The organism is Prevotella sp. 20925_1_30, from assembly GCF_041433025.1.
Lineage (GTDB): Bacteria > Bacteroidota > Bacteroidia > Bacteroidales > Bacteroidaceae > Prevotella > Prevotella vespertina.
Genome location: NZ_JAPWAR010000013.1, coordinates 40,241 through 59,803 on the forward strand (window position 1 = coordinate 40,241; position 19,563 = coordinate 59,803).

A 19,563-nucleotide genomic window follows, 5' to 3' on the forward strand; every position below is an offset into this window, starting at 1 on the left:
AAGTACAAATGCCCCGTAAGTATAAGTACGATTAACGTATAAGTTAGAGAACAAAGGTACTTTAAATATCATATTTAATCTCTTTAGACAATAAGTATTTAAGGAAATCACAATCTTTTATTATCTTTGCAAAAGATATAAGGAGAAGAGATGATAGAAACATTCAACACGGGGGAGACTCAAGAGAGTCTGAGACAGGAATATAATCCAGATGGTTCGGTGCTACGTAAAGCACAACTAAGACTATTGGATATGGCAATCTATCTACAAGAGACTGCACGAAAGATAGGCGTTCCTTGTAGGTTGGATGGTGGTAATGTGCTCGGTGCTCTGCGTCATGGTGGCTTTATTCCATGGGATGATGACATTGATATGGTGGTGAGCTATTATGATTTCAAGCGTCTTTGCGATTACCTCAAAGCCCACCCTCACCCTCAATATGTGCTGCAAGACAATGATACTGACCCTGGTTTCTATAAAGAATGGGCTTGCCTGCGCGACCTAAAGAGTGAGAATCACAGTCATGAAGCAAATGACAGCGAGAACAGAAGAGTGCATGAAGCACAAAAGTTTAGGGGCTTACATATTGATATCTTTCCTTACGAAGGATATATGATACCCTCTTTACAACGCCTTGCAGCTAAATTGTCAGTGAATCTCAACTTACAATTTGCTGGCAGATACCCTATGTTAGCACAGCTTGGTTACGATTTCTTACACCACATTGTGTTTCCTGGTTTCCGCATCCTCGGTAGACTCTTTGGCAATCCCGACCTATACATGCACTCATACGGAGCATGGTTTTATGAACAAAATCCACGTCAATACATGATTCCTCACAAAGATATCGTCTTCGAAGGATATACTTTTGAAGGGCCAGCTGACCCTGAAGGACTTTGTCGGATTGCTTATGGTAATTACATGGACTTGCCTCCAAAGGACAAGCGAGACAGACATAAGATTGATGTTGAGTTCAAGTAGGAAGCAAAGGAATAACTAATCTTCTAAAAGTAACGTATGAATATAGCCGTAATCTTCGCTGGAGGCTCAGGGCTCCGCATGCACACAAAGTCAAGACCGAAGCAGTTTCTTGACCTCAATGGTAAGCCGATTATCATTTACACACTAGAGTTATTCGATAACCATGAGGCTATTGACGCTATTGTTGTAGCCTGTATCGAGAGTTGGATACCCTTCTTAGAAAAGCAAATACGCAAGTTTGAGATTAACAAAGTGGTGAAGATTGTACCTGGAGGAAGTACTGGGCAAGAATCTATTTATAATGGTTTGTGTGCTACCGAAGAGTATGCACAAGAACATAAGACTGATGCAAAGCAGACAACCGTACTGATTCATGATGGTGTGCGACCATTGATTACGGAAGAGACCATCACCGATAATATTAATAAGGTAGAAGAGGAGGGAAGCTGTATCACCTGTATTCCTGCCACCGAAACCTTTATTGTAAAACAAGATGATGGCAATTTAGAGATTCCTTCACGTGCTAGATCACTTATTGCTCGTGCTCCACAGAGTTTCCGTTTATCGGATATCATGGCAGCACATCGGCGTGCTTTGCAGGAAGGAAAACATGACTTTATAGACTCCTGTACGATGATGAGCCATTATGGACATAAGGTGGCAACAGTTATCGGACCCATGGAGAATATTAAGATTACGACTCCAACAGACTATTTCGTACTGCGTGCAATGGTTCAAGTACATGAAGATCAACAGATATTTGGATTGTAAGAACGAGGAAGAAGATGAATAACATACTGAAAGAAGATATACAGCTCTTTGCGTCTCGGTTTGCTTTAGCCACAGAGTTAGAGGGTAAGACGATAGCAATAACTGGTTCCACAGGATTGTTAGGAGCTTGTATGGTGCGTTGTCTATTGGCTTTGAAGGCACAAAGAGGCATCAATTTACATGTTGTGGCAGTAGCACGAAATATGGAGAAAGCTGTTCGCCTCTTTGGAGAAGAGCGTGAGGAGCTCAGCTATTACCAATATGACTTCAGTTCAACGGAACCTTTCCAACCGAAGAGAAAGGTGGATTATCTTTTCCACTTTGCAGCCCCCACCGCATCAAAAGACTTCGTTGAGAAACCCGTAGAAACGATGAATACGGTTTATATGGGTATGCAGAATATCCTCAACTATGCTGAACAAGCAAAGTTGGAATCACTTGTTTTAGCCTCAACATTGGAAGTCTATGGTACGATAACAGATGACTCTACCCCACTCACGGAGGACAAACAAGGTTATTTGGACCCGATGGCAACCCGTAGTAGTTACCCTTTGGCAAAGCGTGCAGCAGAAGGGTTATGTCATAACTACGCTGTGGAGAAGCAAGTAAAAGTAAAGGTTGCACGATTGGCACAAACCTTTGGCGCAGGAGTTAGCAAACAGGACAATCGTGTCTTTGCGCAGTTTGCACGTAGCGTTATCCATAATGAAGACATCATCTTACATACAACAGGCGAACTAAGTAGGTGTTATTGTTATACGACAGATGCGATCAGTGCCATGCTTTATATCCTATTGAAAGGTGAAGACGGAACAGCATATAATGTGGCAAATGAAGCAACTTACATCTCCATTCTACAAATGGCAGAACTCGTTGCCGAGACTTTCAATCCTAATCATGTGCATGTAGTGATTGATAAACAAGAGGGTTTAGGCTATTCACCTACCACCAAATTACGCTTAGACACGCAACGGATACAGACATTGGGATGGACACCTTATTATAATATGAAGGATATGTTTGGTCGCTTAATAGCCTCCATGAAGGAAGAATAGATATGAGTAACTTATATAAAAGAGTAAAAGACAGTATCTTCCACACATATAATCGAAAGGATTTGAGTGCATGGGAACACACGCCGTCTACCCCACTCCCTATCTATGGAGTTTATCATGTTATGTTAGATACAGGTTGGACTTCATTAGTTAAAAGTCAGATAGAAAACCTCAAGAGAAGTGGTCTTTTAACTGCAACTAAGAAACTATATGTCAGTTGTATAGCCTCTAAACAAGCGGATGTGGCACTTCTGAAACAAATTATCGATAGTGATAAGGTAGAGATTATATCAAATAGTTCTGACCCAAAAAAGTACGAATATCCTGCATTAGAATATATCAGACAACTTGCAGAAAACGAGGAATGCTTGATTTATTACTTCCATTCTAAGGGTATATCATACCAGTCTATTACCACAAGAGATCGTCAATTTCATTCGTTCAAGCGCAAGATTGATGCGTGGAGAGAGCTCTTAGAATACTTTATCTTTGACAAGTGGAAGGTGGCAGTGAATGTGTTAACAGCTGGATATGACACTTACAGCTGCTATCGATGGCCTCCACGCAAATATACCATGTACTCTGGTAGCTTCTGGTGGGCTAAGTCCGATTACATCAAGAGACTCCCACATTTCGACAAGAACATCATCTCTACCAATCGATTCTACTCAGAGGTATGGCTTTTCGAACTGTCTAATCACAAGCAATTCTCTGCTTTTGACACGATTGTCGACCTTTATTTCGTTCGTATTCCACGTTCGATTTATGCTGGTGAAAGCCCTAAGGTTTGGGATAAGATTCGTTTCTCTCTCGTTTATAACATAAGGAAGATTGAGAAACATGTATTCAAGTACAACTATAAACAACGTTGTCAACAACGCTTCCAAAAGCTGAAAGAGGAAATATAAAACAACGACCTACACTTGTATAAATCCCCTGTTAAAATAATCAAAAGTATATTTTACAAACTTAGTATTCGTCAAAAAAGAGCTTTATAAGTAAAACAATTACTCATTTTTGGCTATCTTTGTAAACTATTCGTAGCTTTTTAATAGGATAGAAGATAATATTCAACACATAAAACATTAAGCACATGAAAGCAAGAATGCTATTTCTAGCGGCTTCACTCGTCGCCACCTCGGCATTTGCCCAGGAGTTGAAATCGGGTATAGACCGCAACAACATGGATCTAAATGTCAAACCGGGAGAGAACTTCTATGAGTATGCTGCAGGTAACTGGATGAAGACTCACCCTCTAGACAAGGAACATCCAATGAACGGCGCATTTGTTGATCTAGAAGAGTTAAACAACAAACGCATTCGAGAAATGGTTGAGGATTATGCCAAGAAACCACAGAAGAAGGGTACTGTAGCACAGAAGATTGCTTCTATCTACAATCTCTACATGGACAGCACACGCCGCAATCGTGAGGGATACAACCCTATTAAGCCCGTATTAGCTAAAGTTCGCGCTGCTAAGACACGCAAGGAACTCATCAAACTGATGTATGATCTTGACGAAAAGGGCTATAACACTTTCCCAGTAGGCTTTGGGATGACTACTGACGCCATGAATTCTAGCCGATACATCATCGGAGTTTCACAGTCAGGATTGGGTTTGGATCCAGAGTATTACACACAACCTAATGAACAACAAAAGGCTGTTGTGGCTGCTTACAAGAGCTTGAAGAATGACTACCTAAAGATGGTTGGCAATGCTCCAGCAGTTGCAAAGAAGAAGATGGAAGAGGCTTTTGCACTGGAGAATCGTATAGCAAAGGTTAGTTATGACCAAGTAAAATCACGTGACCCACAGGCTAATTACCATCCAATGACATGGGAACAACTCTTAAAGGATTACCCAGGTATTGATTGGAACTACATCTTAAAGATTGCCGGCTATCCTAATAATGGTGGTAAAGTGGATGTTGGTCAACCGGAACCAGTACATGAGGTAGAAAAGATCTTGGCTACAGCTCCACTCGATCAGTTGAAGGCTTACATGGAATTAGCTGTTATTTCAAGTTCTGCGGGTATGCTCTCTGATGCTTTCTCAAACCGTAAATTCGAATACACAAAAGTTGCTTATGGCGTTCAGCAGCAACAGCCACGTTGGAAGCGTGCCTTATCTTTCGTACAAGGTATTATGGGAGAAGCCGTTGGTAAACTCTATGTTCAGAAGTATTTCCCTGAAAGTAGCAAGGAAAGAATGATTCAACTTGTTAAGAACTTGCAATCAGCTTTTGCACAGCGTATCGAAGAGAATACATGGATGACAGCTGCAACAAAGGCAAAAGCACTCGAGAAGTTACAGGCATTCGACATAAAGATTGGCTACCCAGATAAGTGGCAAAACATGGATAGTGTATTTGTTATTGACGACGCAAAGTCACTTCTTGACAATGTAAAAAACGTACAAGAGGCTGCTTCAAAATATATTATCTCTAAGCGTTGGGGCAAACCAGTTGATAAGAAACTATGGCACATGACACCACAGACAGTCAATGCTTATTATGATCCATCAACGAATAGTATCAACTTCCCAGCAGCTATTCTACAGCCTCCATTCTTTGATCCTGAGGTTGATGATGCCGCTAACTATGGTGCTATTGGTGCAGTAATTGGGCACGAGATGAGCCACGGCTTCGACGATCAAGGTTGCCAGTTTGATAAAGAAGGAAACATGAAGAACTGGTGGACAGACGAAGACAAGAAGAACTACGATGCACGTACAAAGGTGTTAGTAGACTGGTTCAACCAGCAAGAAGTTATACCAGGACTAAAGGTAAATGGCGAGAAAACACTTGGAGAAAACATTGGTGATAATGGTGGTTTGAACGTTGCTTATCGTGCATTAGAGAATAGTATGGAGCAAAATCCGCTTACAGACAAGGATGGTTTCACCCCTTCTCAACGTTTCTTCCTCGCATGGGGTCGAGTATGGGCAAGCAATGTTGCACCTCAATTTGTTGCTTACATTGTTAATTCTGACGTACATTCTCCTAACGTAAGTCGTGTTAACGCAGCCCTACCAATGATAGATTCTTGGTATAAGGCATTCGATATTAAAGAAGGTGACAAACTCTTTGTCTCACAGGAGAAGCGTGCTCACATCTGGTAAGAGATGCTTTCTTTGATTTGAGATAACGCCTTCTTCAAACTTTAAAGAGCCTCTTCTCCTGTATAGAAGAGGCTCTTCTTGTATCCCAGCATTGCTGATCAATCCTATAAGATAGCATTATATAGGTCGCAAATGATGTCACTTGACTTTACAATCGAAGCCTTTGTTTTAGGCATATCTGTAATAAATTAACATAGATAAAATCAAATGACACTTATCAAATATTTGCTTATTACGAACAATAAATGAGGATATTTATCTATTAATTCCATAAAAAGTAGTATATTTGCAGGCGATTAAAAGGTGTAGCAACTACCGTTTAGGTAAAAACATTTACACGGATGGCAAAGAAAGTAAAGTTTACTAAGATGCATGGTGCAGGTAACGACTATATCTACGTTAACACACTAGAGAATAATATACCTGACCCTACAGCAGCAGCCATAAAATGGAGTCGCTACCACACAGGTATCGGTAGTGATGGGTTGGTATTGATAGGTAAACCAACACAAGCAGGTGCAGATTATCGTATGCGCATCTTCAATGCAGATGGTTCAGAAGCAATGATGTGTGGGAATGCAAGTCGTTGTATTGGTAAATATCTGTTTGAGAAAGGACTTTGCAAAAAGACAGAGATTAATCTAGAAACAGCCTCTGGCATCAAGGTTTTGCAGCTCCATTTAAATACGAACAAACAACAAGTTGATTCTGTAATTGTAGATATGCTCGAACCCAAACTTGACGTTCCTGCACAATACACAGGTATAGCACCCGACTTATCAGAATTCCACCTCCCCTTAATCAAGGGTGCAAGCGTTCATCCAACCTTCGTAAGTATGGGTAATCCACACTTCGTTATCTTCCTTGATAAGGAACAGATAAAGGATACGAATATGCTTATCAGCAATGCAGAACTCACAGAGTTTGGTCATAGTCTAGAGCATAATACAGCTTTCCCCGAGCGTTGCAATATCGAATTCGCTTGCTTGACAGCTAATAATCACTTGCGTACAAGAGTATGGGAACGTGGTAGTGGAATAACAATGGCATGTGGAACAGGCTCATGCGCAACAGCTACTGCAGCTATACTAAATGGACTTGCAGATAGGTCGAAGCCTGTTGAGATAGAGATGGATGGCGGAACATTAAGCGTAGAATGGCGTAAAGACAATCACATCTATATGAGTGGTCCCGCAGCATTCGCATATGAAGGAGAAATTGATTTATAGATATATACAACACAATGGCACATATAAATGAGAATTTCCTAAAGCTTCAGAAGAATTATCTCTTTGCAGACATTGCTAAAAAGGTAAGTGCTTTTAAAGAGTCACATCCTCAAGCAAACGTCATCAGCTTAGGCATTGGTGATGTGACACAACCACTAGCACCAGCAGTCATCGAAGCCATGCATAAGGCTGTTGATGATATGTCGACAAAAGAGACATTCCATGGTTATGGACCAGAAGAAGGATATCTATGGTTACGTGAAGCTATCGCTAAGAACGATTATCTGGCACGTGGGATTCAAATAGAACCAACCGAAGTCTTTGTCAATGATGGTGCCAAGAGTGATACGGGTAACATTAGTGAATTGATTCGTTGGGATAACTCCATGGCTGTTACTGATCCTATTTATCCTGTTTACATCGACTCTAATGTAATGATTGGACGTGCAGGGGTATATGAGGATGGACACTGGAGTAATGTCACTTACATGCCTTGTGATGAAGCTAATCAATTCGTTCCACAAATACCAGACCATCGTGTAGATATGATTTATCTATGCTACCCAAACAATCCAACGGGTATGGTCATATCAAAGGAAGAGTTAGCAAAATGGGTTGATTATGCTATCAAGAACGACTCTATCATACTCTATGATGCAGCATACGAGGCATATATCCAAGACCCAAATATACCCCACTCTATCTATGAGATAGAAGGTGCGAAGAAAGTTGCCATTGAATTTCATAGTTATAGCAAGACTGCAGGTTTTACAGGAGTACGTTGTGGTTACACTGTCATACCAAAGGAATTGACTGCCAAGACAGCTGATGGTCATCGTGTGGAAGTTGCTCCATTCTGGGATAGACGTCAATGCACGAAGTTCAATGGTACGAGTTATATCTCACAGAGAGCCGCAGAAGCAATCTATACAACAGAAGGAAAGAAGCAAATCAAGCAAACAATTGCTTACTACATGGAGAATGCACGCATTATGCGTGAGGGTCTGGTCGAACTAGGTTTGACAGTTTATGGTGGTGAGAATGCCCCTTACTTATGGGTGAAAACGCCGAATAATGCTCCTTCATGGAAGTTCTTTGAGGAAATGCTCTATGGTGCTCAAGTAGTTTGTACACCAGGAGTTGGATTCGGACAAGCTGGTGAGGGATTCATCCGACTTACTAGTTTCGGTAATCGCGAAGATTGTCTTGAGGCTATGACACGTATTAAGAAATGGTTGAAAGCATAAAGAGATAAAGTATAGCAAATAGGTGTTATACGGAAGAGAAAACTACTAAATCCTATTTTCATAGGATATTTTTAGTTACCAGTGGGACTTCATCGTGAGATGAGGTCCCATATTTTTTAAATGTTTAAGAGCCTTTGCTTGTAATAATTCCACATCTTTCTGTATCTTTGTAAACCAATAAAGTAAAACATTAAAAACTATAAAATTATGAATGTAGGAGATAAGGCACCAGAGATTTTGGGTACTGACCAAGATGGTAAAGAGATTAAATTAAGTGATTATAAAGGGCAGAAGCTCGTACTTTACTTCTATCCAAAAGATTCGACATCAGGCTGTACAACTGAAGCATGTAACCTTCGTGACAACTATACGGAATTAAAGGCACAAGGCTATGCTGTTGTTGGAGCAAGTATACAAGACGAGAAATCGCATAAGAAGTTCATAGAGAAGAATGAGCTACCATTCCCCCTCATTGCTGATACAGACCTAAAGCTTGTAGAGACTTTTGGGGTTTATGGAGAAAAGAAGATGTATGGTCGAACTTACATGGGGACCTTCCGTACTACCTTTATTATTAACGAGGAAGGTATTATAGAACGTGTCATTGGTCCGAAAGAGATTAAGACAAAAGATCATGCAGCACAAATTCTTACTAAAAAGAAGTAACGGAGAATAAACATAATAAGTTTTTCCATAAGAATAAATACATGGTAAAAACAAAAACTACTGAGGGCTTGAAGAATAGACTTCACGCCCTCGCTGCTCAATACGAAACACAAGACTTTATAAAAGGCGACCCTTCATGGTTCATGCATCAAGTAATAGGAAAGCGCAACCAAGAAACCATTGCCTTCATAGCATCTTGTCTTAGCTATGGTTCTAGACAAGTATTCATGCCTCGTATTCAGTATATCCTTGATTGCTCAAGAGGTGAACCTTATCAATGGGTAAGGACAGGATGGTTTGCATTAGACATTCCCGATGATGACAATTGTTTCTATCGTTTATATACAAATCACATGATGTACGGTCTTTTCCAAGCCTTACAATCAATGTATGAGGAGCATGGGGACATGGAGGGTTACATCCGTTCGTATACTAAAAAGTACGATGAAATGGAGGAAATCGATGCTCTTACAGCCATAGATGCTATCTGTCAATACTTCCAAAAACACGAGATTACAGGTATCGTACCGAAGAATACAAACTCTTGTTGTAAACGCGTTTGTATGTTTTTACGCTGGATGGTACGCAAGGGATCGCCTGTTGACATAGGAATTTGGTCTGAACTCATCGATCGACTCACCTTGATTATGCCACTCGACACACATGTTATTCAGCAAGCTATGCAGTTGGGGCTACTTAAAAGCAAGTCAGCAACAATGGTTGCAGCACGTCGGTTAACAGAAGAACTTGCCACTTTCTTCCCCGAAGACCCATTAAAAGCAGACTTTGCGTTGTTTGGTTATGGTGTAAATCTATGATATTTACGTCATAAAACACCTATAAAACAAAAATTCCAAGCGCACTCTTGGTGAACTTGGAATATTGTTTTTACTCTCAAATTTCTAAACTTTGTCTAATAATTAGGCAGCCATGTGGTTGTTAACACTTACTGCCTTCGCTATTGTTGCTGCAATTACTACAGCTGATAATACTAATGAAACCATAATCATTTACGTTTAATAGAGACCCTTTGTCTCTGGTTCTTTAATATGTTATCCTTTATCTTTTACGAGTGCAAAGATAGCTAGTTTTCAACCGATATACAAACATTTGTTATACTTAAAGGATTATTGGCATGGTTTTATTATTATGCGTCAAGACGATTGATATTTATCAACTTGAGGTTTATTTGCTACTTCAAATTATTTCAATTACCTTTGTTCCTCATTATAAATAGAGGATTAGACAATGGAAAAGAACTCTGAATTAAGGCATGCCTGGGACTTTGTAGAGCACACAGGAATCAGTATATTTCTTACGGGAAAGGCTGGTACTGGTAAAACAACATTTCTCCGAACACTCAAAGAAAAGAGTTCTAAACGTAGTATTATTGTTGCTCCAACAGGTGTAGCAGCAATTAATGCGGGGGGAATGACCATCCATTCCTTCTTTCAATTACCATTATCTCCATTTGTACCAGAAGCAAACTTCAAGAATCGATTTGATTATAGCAAAGAGAAACGTAAGATAATAAGAACTCTGGACTTACTTATCATTGATGAAATAAGCATGGTGCGCTCTGATGTTCTTGATGCTATTGATTCTGTTCTACGCCGATTTAGGGAACACGAAAAGCCTTTTGGTGGTGTACAGTTACTAATGATTGGCGACTTACAACAGCTAACACCTGTCGTAACACCTGAAGACGAAGTAATACTTCAGCGTTATTATGACACATCTTACTTCTTTGGTTCAAAAGCTTTACGCAGTATTAGCTATGTAACCATCGAATTAACACATGTATATAGACAGCAAGATGAGGAATTTATCACCTTACTTAATAATATAAGAGAAGGACAGGTAAGTGAGACTGATCTAAAGAGACTAAACGAAAGATTCAACCCTAATTTTGAACCAGAGGTGGGAAGTGATTATATTCGACTAACGACTCACAATAAAATGGCAGAGAGTTATAATGAAGTACAACTACACAACCTACCTTCAAAGGCTTGTACTTTCACAGCAGAAGCTGATGGTAATTTTCCAGAATACAACTATCCAGCCGACTTCAAACTTACGCTAAAACGTGGAGCACAGGTAATGTTCATTCGAAATGATAATAACGGGCGTTATTACAATGGTCGGATTGGACACGTAACACACATTGACAATGAGAAAATACTTGTACTTTGTCCTGGTGATGACAAGGAGATAGAAGTTCAGCAAGAGACATGGGAGAATACTAAATACAGCTTAAACGAAAAGACAAAGCAAATAGAAGCAGAAGTACAAGGTACTTTCAAGCAATATCCCTTACGTTTAGCATGGGCTATCACTATACACAAAAGTCAGGGATTGACATTCGAACATGCTATCATTGATGCGCAGTTGTCCTTTGCCGCTGGTCAGGTGTATGTAGCTTTAAGCCGTTGTAAGACTTTGGAGGGGCTTATCCTTGCCTCACCAATAAGTAGTTCTGCCATTATTAATGATAATCAGGTAATGAATTATATCTCTCATCAAACGGAAGAAGCAGCAAAGAGCATAGCAGCACTACCTACTTTGAAAGCTGAGTATTACCGACAACTACTCTTAGAATTGTTCAGTTTCACCGACTTAAAAGCCTGTGAAGATGCACTCTATCGTGTTCTAACAGAATACTTTTATAAGTATCCTAAGATCATAACGCTTCATAAGATGGCAATTATTGATCTTGACGAACGGATAATGAGTATTTCTTCAAAATGGAAAAGTATTATCTGTAATATGACAACAGATCAATTACACGAAGATGACTTCTTACAACGTATGAAAAAAGGAGCTCTTTATTTTCATAGTCAACTTACTGAGATTTTTAGTCATCTACTTGATATGACAAAAGGTGTACAATCTAATAATAAGATAGCCTACAAACGCTTTGATAACAACTATGCCGATTTACTTCAGACTTATGTTGTTAAGCATGAGCTATTGGAGAGAATCATGGAAAAAGGGTTCTCCATTAATGGTTATTTAACCGCTAAACAAGAGGCAATACTTAATAGTTTAGAGGAGAAAACAGGTAGGAATAGAAAAAATAAAATCGAAGAAACAACTCCTAAAGTACCTAAAATTAGTACGGGTGAAGTCACATTTAATCTCTTTAAGACTGGCAAGAGCATAGAAGAAATTGCTAAGGAGCGTAATTTAACACCTGCTACTATACAGGGACATCTCATCCCTTATATACAAAAAGGAGAGATAAAACTAAACGAAGTAATCGATGAGGGAAAAGCAAAGACAATACTACAAAAAATACAGCTCGCTGGTAAAGAAGCGTCTTTAAAAGCCATTAAGATCTTGTGCCCAGCCAACATTACTTATACAGATATTCTATTGATAATGAAAACAACAATGACTTAATAAAGATAAAAATATAAGGTAGTATCAGTTTAAATCCTTATCTTTATCGTTCACAACAACACACAACACCATGATTATAAGTTATACAATAACGCTGGTTACACTAGTAATCACACTGATATGCTTCGCTTTAGTAGCACGTAAATACCGCAAAGCTAGGAGCGGTCCATTGACCATTAAACGCAGAGTAATTATGATTAATTACCTCTTCTTAGTAGGTTATCTGTGTAGCTACTTCATACATCAACATAACGATGAAACTGAGATTCTTTGCGTTCCATCGATGTTAATTCTATACCTACTTTGGGAGAGTTACCTTGCTACCTGTACAACATTTAGCAATGGACAAATCTATAAGAATCGTTATGCTTGGCTATTTTATAATATCGTTCCAGCGACCTTAATCGTTCCACATATCTTATTTAAAGTTATGGGGCAAGGGTTAGAAATACATAATTACACACAACTTATAGATGTATTAAATCAGCCATTTCCCTTGCAGATTTATACAAGGATAACCCTTTCTATGGGATTATTTTTTTGTAAACTCATCATGCTTGTCGAAATTATACATCAACAGTTTCGATATAAGAGGCAAATAGTTGAAGAAAGAGGAGAGCAACGAGGTGTAAAATTCAGAAGTATTATTTATGGAGCATGGGCGTTATTACTTCTTGCCATGACTATCGGTCAGATTGTACCATCAATGAGCTATCACATTATCTTAAGGGTTCTCATCATTGGATTTGTCATTTGCACAACAATCTTCTATCTCAGCTTTCATAAGAGCTTAATGGCAATAGAACACAATATTTCAGATGCAGATAATAGTATCAAAGAAAAGATAGACTCCTGGTTAGAACAGAGACCCTTTCCTTTATCGGAAGCTGACTTAACAATGGAAAAGACAGCAGAATCAATCGGTATTAGTACTTCTTCATTGTCTTATTATATTTATGAATTTGCAGGTAAAACATTCTTATCTTGGCAGAGTGAGTGTAGAATGAAATACTGTAAAGAACTACTGGAAGACGAAAGAAAGAATATATCCGAGATTGCCTATGAATGTGGGTATAGTGACCTTGCGGCCATGAGTAAAGCCTTTAAAAAACGCTTTGGGGTTGCGCCAACCATTTATAGAAGGAAGGTCATTGAGCCACCAACAACATAAACAAACACACAAGATTCAAAGACAAGAAACAATATAAAAACTCGATGAAAAGGGATAAAATCTTTGTTTGAATCGCATTTTTAAACTATTGACAATAATAAATTACACTTATAACAAACAAAAACTATTTATATAGACAGACTTGTTTGAGAAATATCTTATCTTTGCAATCGTTAATTCAAAGCTATTATTGAGTAGCAATCAAATTACGTTTAAATAGTTATTAGTAAGTTAATAGTCAAATTTAAGTACTTAGGTATTGTCCTCGTGACGAAGACTACCTAAAGAATATTTTGAGTCAAATAATTTTTTGAGTTATTTAGTTAAGTGGCTAAGTGCATGTCTGCGTGAGCAGATATGCACTTTTTTACTATTGAAGATGAACTCTTCTATATTAAACAAGCACATAACAACAGCCCTACTAAGAGAATCAAAGTAAGAGAGATTATATTATTCTCTGTTACAACCTATTAAATTATTACATCAAAAACTTTGCACCTTATATATTCTTAAATACTTTGCAAGATATAAGGAAAATGTTTATTTTTGCAACACGAAGTTTCACTTTAAGGTAAAAGATATGGCAAATTTAAGATTTGAAGCTATTGAAGAAGCGTTCAAGAAGCGACCAGTAGAAGTCAATGCACCAGCAGAACGCCCCTCAGAGTTCTATGGGAAATTCGTGTTTAATCGTGCTAAAATGTACAAGTATCTACCTGCTGATATCTACAAGAAGCTCGTTGATGTCATGGATAATGGTAGCCGATTAGATAGATCCATTGCAGATGCAGTGGCACAGGGCATGAAAAAATGGGCAGAAGAGAATGGGGTTACCCACTACACCCACTGGTTTCAACCATTGACAGAAGGAACAGCCGAGAAACATGATGCCTTCATTGAACATGATGGGAAAGGCGGAATGATTGAAGAGTTTTCAGGTAAGCTCCTTGTTCAGCAAGAACCAGATGCGAGTTCATTCCCTAATGGAGGTATAAGAAATACCTTTGAAGCTCGAGGATACTCTGCCTGGGATCCGACAAGTCCCGTATTTATTATTGACGACACACTCTGTATCCCAACAATATTCATATCTTATACAGGAGAAGCACTCGACTATAAAGCCCCACTACTAAAGGCTTTACGTGCTGTAAATGCAGCAGCAACTAAAGTTTGCCAATACTTTTATCCCGAAGTAAAGCAAGTTACAAGTAATCTAGGGTGGGAACAGGAATATTTCCTTGTTGATGAAGACCTTTACTTCGCACGTCCTGACTTAATGCTAACAGGTAGAACACTCATGGGGCATGATTCTGCAAAGAACCAGCAGATGGATGATCACTACTTTGGAACTATCCCCGAACGTGTTCAGGCATTCATGAAAGATTTAGAGATACAGGCTCTTGAGTTGGGAATACCATGTAAAACGCGCCATAACGAGGTCGCTCCAGGACAATTTGAGTTGGCACCTATCTTCGAAGAATGTAACCTAGCAGTAGACCACAATATGCTTCTGATGTCATTAATGAAGAAGGTTGCTCACAAACATAGTTTCCGAGTTCTATTACATGAGAAGCCATTTGGTGGTATTAACGGCTCTGGTAAACATAATAACTGGAGTTTAAGTACAGACACTGGCGTACTCTTGCATGCCACAGGAAAAACTTCTATTGACAATCTCCGCTTTGTTGTCTTTATTGTAGAAACACTAATGGCAGTGTATAAACACAATGGTTTATTGAAGGCATCTGTCATGAGTGCCACCAATGATCATCGCCTTGGAGCTAATGAAGCACCTCCTGCTATCATCTCATCCTTCCTTGGTAAGCAGATTAGCGACCTACTTGATCACATTGAGAAAGCTGATAAAGACGATTTATTTGCACTCACTGGCAAAACAGGTATGCAACTTGACATACCAGAGATACCAGAGCTTTTCATTGATAATACTGATAGAAATCGTACCTCACCATTCGCATTTACTGGTAATAGATTTGAATTCCGTGCTGTGGGCTCAGAGGCTAATTGTGCATCAGCAATGATTGTTCTAAATGCTGCTGTAGCAGAAGCTCTTGACAACTTTGCTAATCGTGTAAATGCATTGATAGCACAGGGAGAGGAGAAGAACTCTGCTATTATTGATGTTATTCGTGAAGATATCAAAGCCTGCAAGCCTATTCGCTTTGATGGAAACGGCTACTCTGACGAATGGAAAGTAGAAGCTGCTAAACGTGGACTAGATTGTGAGGCAAGTTGTCCTGTATGCTTCGATCGATACCTAGATAGCAACTCCATCAAGATGTTTGAAGCCACACATGTTTTGAGTCATAATGAATTAGAGGCTCGAAATGAGGTTAAATGGGAGACATACACTAAGAAGATTCAGATAGAAGCACGCGTCATGGGAGATCTCGCAATGAACCATATTATACCTGTTGCAACGCACTATCAGAGTCAATTGGCTAAGAATGTACAGAATATGATGGACGTCTTTGGAGACGTAGAAGGTAAGCAACTTAGTGAGCGAAATATCAAGATCATCCGTGAGATAGCAGAACGTACTACGCTCATCGAAAGTGGAATTGAAGAGCTTGTAAATGCTCGCAAGGTAGCTAATAAGATTGAGAATCAACGTGAGAGAGCCATAACTTACCATAACACGATAGCACCTAAGATGGAAAAGATTAGGTATCAAATTGATAAGCTTGAGTTGGTTGTTAGTGATGAGTTATGGACACTACCTAAGTATCGAGAGCTTTTATTTATCCGATAAAATATCACGATTCCATCGATAACAAGTATCTCTTAGATACTAAAAAACACTTTTGAGTAATATGAGTGCATTGAATGAGTCACATAAGGGACTTTTTGATGCACTCTTTTCATTCATCTACTTAAAGCATAAAGAGCATTAACTTTATTAATAGAAAACGCCAAGTAAACAAGATTAGATTACTTACCACACTAGAAAATAATCTATTATTATAAATTAAATAATCTATTATTATAAATTAAATAATTTATTTTCTATAACTTATTAATCTATTTTTAATTTAAAAAGATGCTTTCGCAGAATATTAGTCACCAATAATTTGATAAGAGAGAACCATCGAAAAGGGTAGAAACTAAGTTCAACACTCTCACTCATTAACTTTATTAAATGATTTCAAAGTATAATATAAAAAATAGAGAACCTCCTTTTCAAGGATTCTCTACCCTTTTCATATAAGTAAAAGGAATTATTCACAAAGAATATAACCCCACCCTATTTTTCCTTATAAATAACATGATTAGCGCCACTAGTAAACTCTAACGACTCAGGATGCTCATCCGCAAAACTCTCAATGTGGCGAATACGCTTCTCTTCAAATATCTCATCAACAGAAATTAAGATTCCCGTCTCTTCAACCTCACCAAATCCATAGTTGATTGCTGTGCCAAATAGCTTCATTGTTGGCGATAGATTCATATATGCATTGACAAGTGGTGGAATATTGTAACCTAATTTACGAACTTCACTATTCAGTATCTTATAATCAGCCTTGAAGTTTTTACCATTAAAAAGAGCGTCTAATTCATCAATTGGAGTATCTATTTTTAATGGTTTAATCGGTATAATTAAGTCTTCCTTATCATCAAAATACTTCTTTAAAAAGTATAGAATCATATCCCGACCACGGCGTATATAAGAAGGATACATTGTCATCTTCCCAAAGAAATACTTACAATCTGGATTCAAGACTGTCAATGCTCCAAGACCATCCCAAAGGTTATCTAAAGCAAAGATACTCTTTGCATTGCGACGAACATTTTGATATTCTAAGGAAACAAAAGAACGTCCTAATTCAACAGTATATGGTGCATAATCCTTCATAAATTTATCAGAGAAATGGAACATATGACTTGTTGCCAATACTGGTTGTCCATCATTAGCTATTTCCCAGTCGCTTCCGAAGATATAACGATAGCCTCCTATAATCTCCTCAGCATCGGGATTCCAGACAATAAGCTGACGACAACAACTATCCATTGTATCGAACTCATCAATATCCATTGACTTACCCGTACCACCACCAGCATTACGGAATGCAATCTCACGAAGACGACCGATTTCCTTCATTACATTAGGTGCATTTTTAGCTGTTATGACGTAGATTTCATTATGACTCTTATTGGTCATGCGAAGTAACCTATCTACTATCAGCTCGCTTTTGAGCACTTCCTTACTGATGGGTTGGATGATTTCTTCTTCCATATATGTACTATTCTTTTGCTTTCTCTTTAATTCTCTCATTCAGTTTTATCCCTCAACTATCACTAGCCTCATCGAATAGAACTATAATTCATACACCTTATCTTCTACAAACTTAGCCCATTCCATCGGTGTTTTTGACTTATCAAATGTTTGCCATGGAATAGGTTTCCCAATAGCTACACGAAATGTTTTCCCAACATTTTTATACATTTCATCGACAAGGAAAAGCATTGCAATATTCACCTTTTTGACATATTTATCACTAAAATGAGCTATGCGGTAGAAGCGTTCAGAATTTCTACCTCCAAAAAAGATAGGTACTACATCACGATGATATTCGACACTCTTTGTAATAAATGTCTTCTTCCATTCAAGATCATGAATATGTCCATTTATCTTCCTACTATTCAATCCTGCAGGAAACATCAACATGTGATTATCGCTTTGAAAACCTGCTTCTACCATACGAGGGAAATCTCTACTCTGTTTACCCGTTTTATTAATCCCAATACAAACAGGCTTTAAACCTGGAAGATTTAAAAGCAAATCATTCACTAAATAACGGAACTTCTCATCATAATGTTGCCCGATAATAGCACCTAGAGCTACACCATCTTGCCCACCAAGAGGATGGTTAGAAACAAATGTATAAAGTTTTCCATCGTTCTTATCTGGTAGATTTTCTAGACCTTCAATTTGTAAGGTCATGTCAAGATATGATACACATGCTTTGAGCCATGCTGTTCCTGTCAATCCTCTATTATCCCACAGAAACTGATTGACTTCATCTTCATGAAGAATATGCTTCAACCACTTTACAACAAAAGAAGGTACAAACTTTGCCTTTGCACCCATTTTATCAACAAGTATCTTATCGATGTCTATTGTCTTCTCTATCGAACTACTCATGTTATCGGAAATCCTCGTAATAACATGCAAAAATAACGAAACCATTTGAATTAGCTATCTTTTTTGTCGAAAAATATGCAATTTAGACAAAAAAGTATGCGTCTAACTGGTTTTAGGACACTGTATTTACCCCAAATAAAGCGTTAATTTTCACAAAAAAAAGAGCCTTTATAAAATATAGTGGAGTATGGTGGGGATATGTGGGGAAAAATATGTAACTTTGAAGCCAAATACGAGTTTTATAAGAAGTACGCATGAGGTTCTTAGGAAATATTGACGCAAAAACAGATACGAAAGGGCGAGCTTTTCTGCCTGCTACATTCCGCAAGGTGCTAAACGCATCTGGCGAAGACTCGTTGATACTGCGTAAAGACATCTTTGAAGCGTGCCTTGTACTATACCCCCAATCAGTTTGGAATCAACGTATGGATACTTTGCGCAAGCGATTAAGCCGTTGGAACAAACGAGATCAGATGATTTATCGTCAGTTTGTTACTGATGTCGAAATTATCACGCTGGACAATAGTGGACGCTTCCTCATCCCTAAGCGATATCTAAAGATGGCTAACATCAACCAACAAATACGTTTTACAGGGATGGATGATTGTATAGAGATCTGGTCAACAAGCGATTCCAAACAACCTTTTATGTCGGCAGAAGAATTTAGCAAAGCCATGGAAGAAACCATGGAAACAGAAGACTTCGACTCTAGTAGTTTATTAAATACAGACAAATAGACACCCACAACAAACGGAAAAG

At 38.5% G+C, this 19,563-nt stretch carries 15 protein-coding genes; 13 read left to right on the forward strand and 2 right to left on the reverse strand.

What is annotated here, in order from left to right:
• The first annotated feature begins 150 nt into the window (after positions 1-150).
• From O3603_RS07205 to O3603_RS07260, 12 genes are all read left to right on the forward strand, one after another.
• Positions 151-981, forward strand: a complete 831-nt coding sequence (locus tag O3603_RS07205) for a phosphorylcholine transferase LicD (RefSeq protein ID WP_371521843.1) — start codon at positions 151-153, stop codon at positions 979-981.
• Between the two features lie 36 nt (positions 982-1,017).
• Entirely contained in the window at positions 1,018-1,752 is a 735-nt protein-coding gene (locus tag O3603_RS07210; protein ID WP_371521845.1) for a 2-C-methyl-D-erythritol 4-phosphate cytidylyltransferase, read from the forward strand.
• A 14-nt stretch (positions 1,753-1,766) separates the two neighbouring features.
• Positions 1,767-2,807 (forward strand): NAD-dependent epimerase/dehydratase family protein, encoded by a 1,041-nt coding sequence (locus tag O3603_RS07215; RefSeq protein ID WP_371521847.1) that lies wholly within the window; start codon positions 1,767-1,769, stop codon positions 2,805-2,807.
• Positions 2,808-2,809: 2 nt separating this feature from the next.
• On the forward strand, positions 2,810-3,715 hold the full coding sequence (locus O3603_RS07220) for a hypothetical protein (RefSeq protein ID WP_371521849.1): 906 nt from the start codon (positions 2,810-2,812) through the stop codon (positions 3,713-3,715).
• 185 nt (positions 3,716-3,900) lie between these two features.
• A complete protein-coding gene (locus tag O3603_RS07225; protein WP_371521851.1) occupies positions 3,901-5,928 on the forward strand; it encodes a M13 family metallopeptidase in 2,028 nt (675 codons plus the stop codon).
• Positions 5,929-6,269: 341 nt separating this feature from the next.
• Positions 6,270-7,157: a diaminopimelate epimerase gene (gene dapF, locus O3603_RS07230; RefSeq protein ID WP_371521853.1), complete on the forward strand. Its 888-nt coding sequence runs from the start codon at positions 6,270-6,272 to the stop codon at positions 7,155-7,157.
• Positions 7,158-7,171: 14 nt separating this feature from the next.
• Entirely contained in the window at positions 7,172-8,404 is a 1,233-nt protein-coding gene (locus O3603_RS07235) for an LL-diaminopimelate aminotransferase (protein ID WP_371521855.1), read from the forward strand.
• Between the two features lie 207 nt (positions 8,405-8,611).
• Positions 8,612-9,070, forward strand: coding sequence for a thioredoxin-dependent thiol peroxidase (gene bcp / locus O3603_RS07240; protein ID WP_009434778.1), 459 nt, complete (start codon positions 8,612-8,614; stop codon positions 9,068-9,070).
• 41 nt (positions 9,071-9,111) lie between these two features.
• Entirely contained in the window at positions 9,112-9,888 is a 777-nt protein-coding gene (locus O3603_RS07245) for a TIGR02757 family protein (RefSeq protein ID WP_371521857.1), read from the forward strand.
• Between the two features lie 430 nt (positions 9,889-10,318).
• Positions 10,319-12,472, forward strand: a complete 2,154-nt coding sequence (locus O3603_RS07250; protein ID WP_371521860.1) for a helix-turn-helix domain-containing protein — start codon at positions 10,319-10,321, stop codon at positions 12,470-12,472.
• A 193-nt stretch (positions 12,473-12,665) separates the two neighbouring features.
• Entirely contained in the window at positions 12,666-13,643 is a 978-nt protein-coding gene (locus O3603_RS07255; protein WP_234422921.1) for an AraC family transcriptional regulator, read from the forward strand.
• Positions 13,644-14,223: 580 nt separating this feature from the next.
• Entirely contained in the window at positions 14,224-16,413 is a 2,190-nt protein-coding gene (locus O3603_RS07260; protein ID WP_009434770.1) for a glutamine synthetase III, read from the forward strand.
• Positions 16,414-16,905: 492 nt separating this feature from the next.
• Here O3603_RS07260 and O3603_RS07265 read toward each other — a convergent pair whose 3' ends face one another.
• Together O3603_RS07265 and O3603_RS07270 are read right to left on the reverse strand one after the other, a co-directional pair.
• The gene (locus O3603_RS07265) at positions 16,906-17,895 is read right to left on the reverse strand and encodes a GNAT family N-acetyltransferase (RefSeq protein WP_371521874.1); all 990 of its coding nucleotides are present in this window, start codon (positions 17,893-17,895) and stop codon (positions 16,906-16,908) included.
• A gap of 81 nt (positions 17,896-17,976) precedes the next feature.
• Entirely contained in the window at positions 17,977-18,804 is an 828-nt protein-coding gene (locus O3603_RS07270; RefSeq protein WP_315440950.1) for a glycerol acyltransferase, read from the reverse strand.
• 254 nt (positions 18,805-19,058) lie between these two features.
• Between O3603_RS07270 and mraZ the strand changes: the two genes are divergently transcribed.
• Entirely contained in the window at positions 19,059-19,541 is a 483-nt protein-coding gene (mraZ, locus tag O3603_RS07275) for a division/cell wall cluster transcriptional repressor MraZ (RefSeq protein WP_314868142.1), read from the forward strand.
• Positions 19,542-19,563 lie beyond the last annotated feature (22 nt).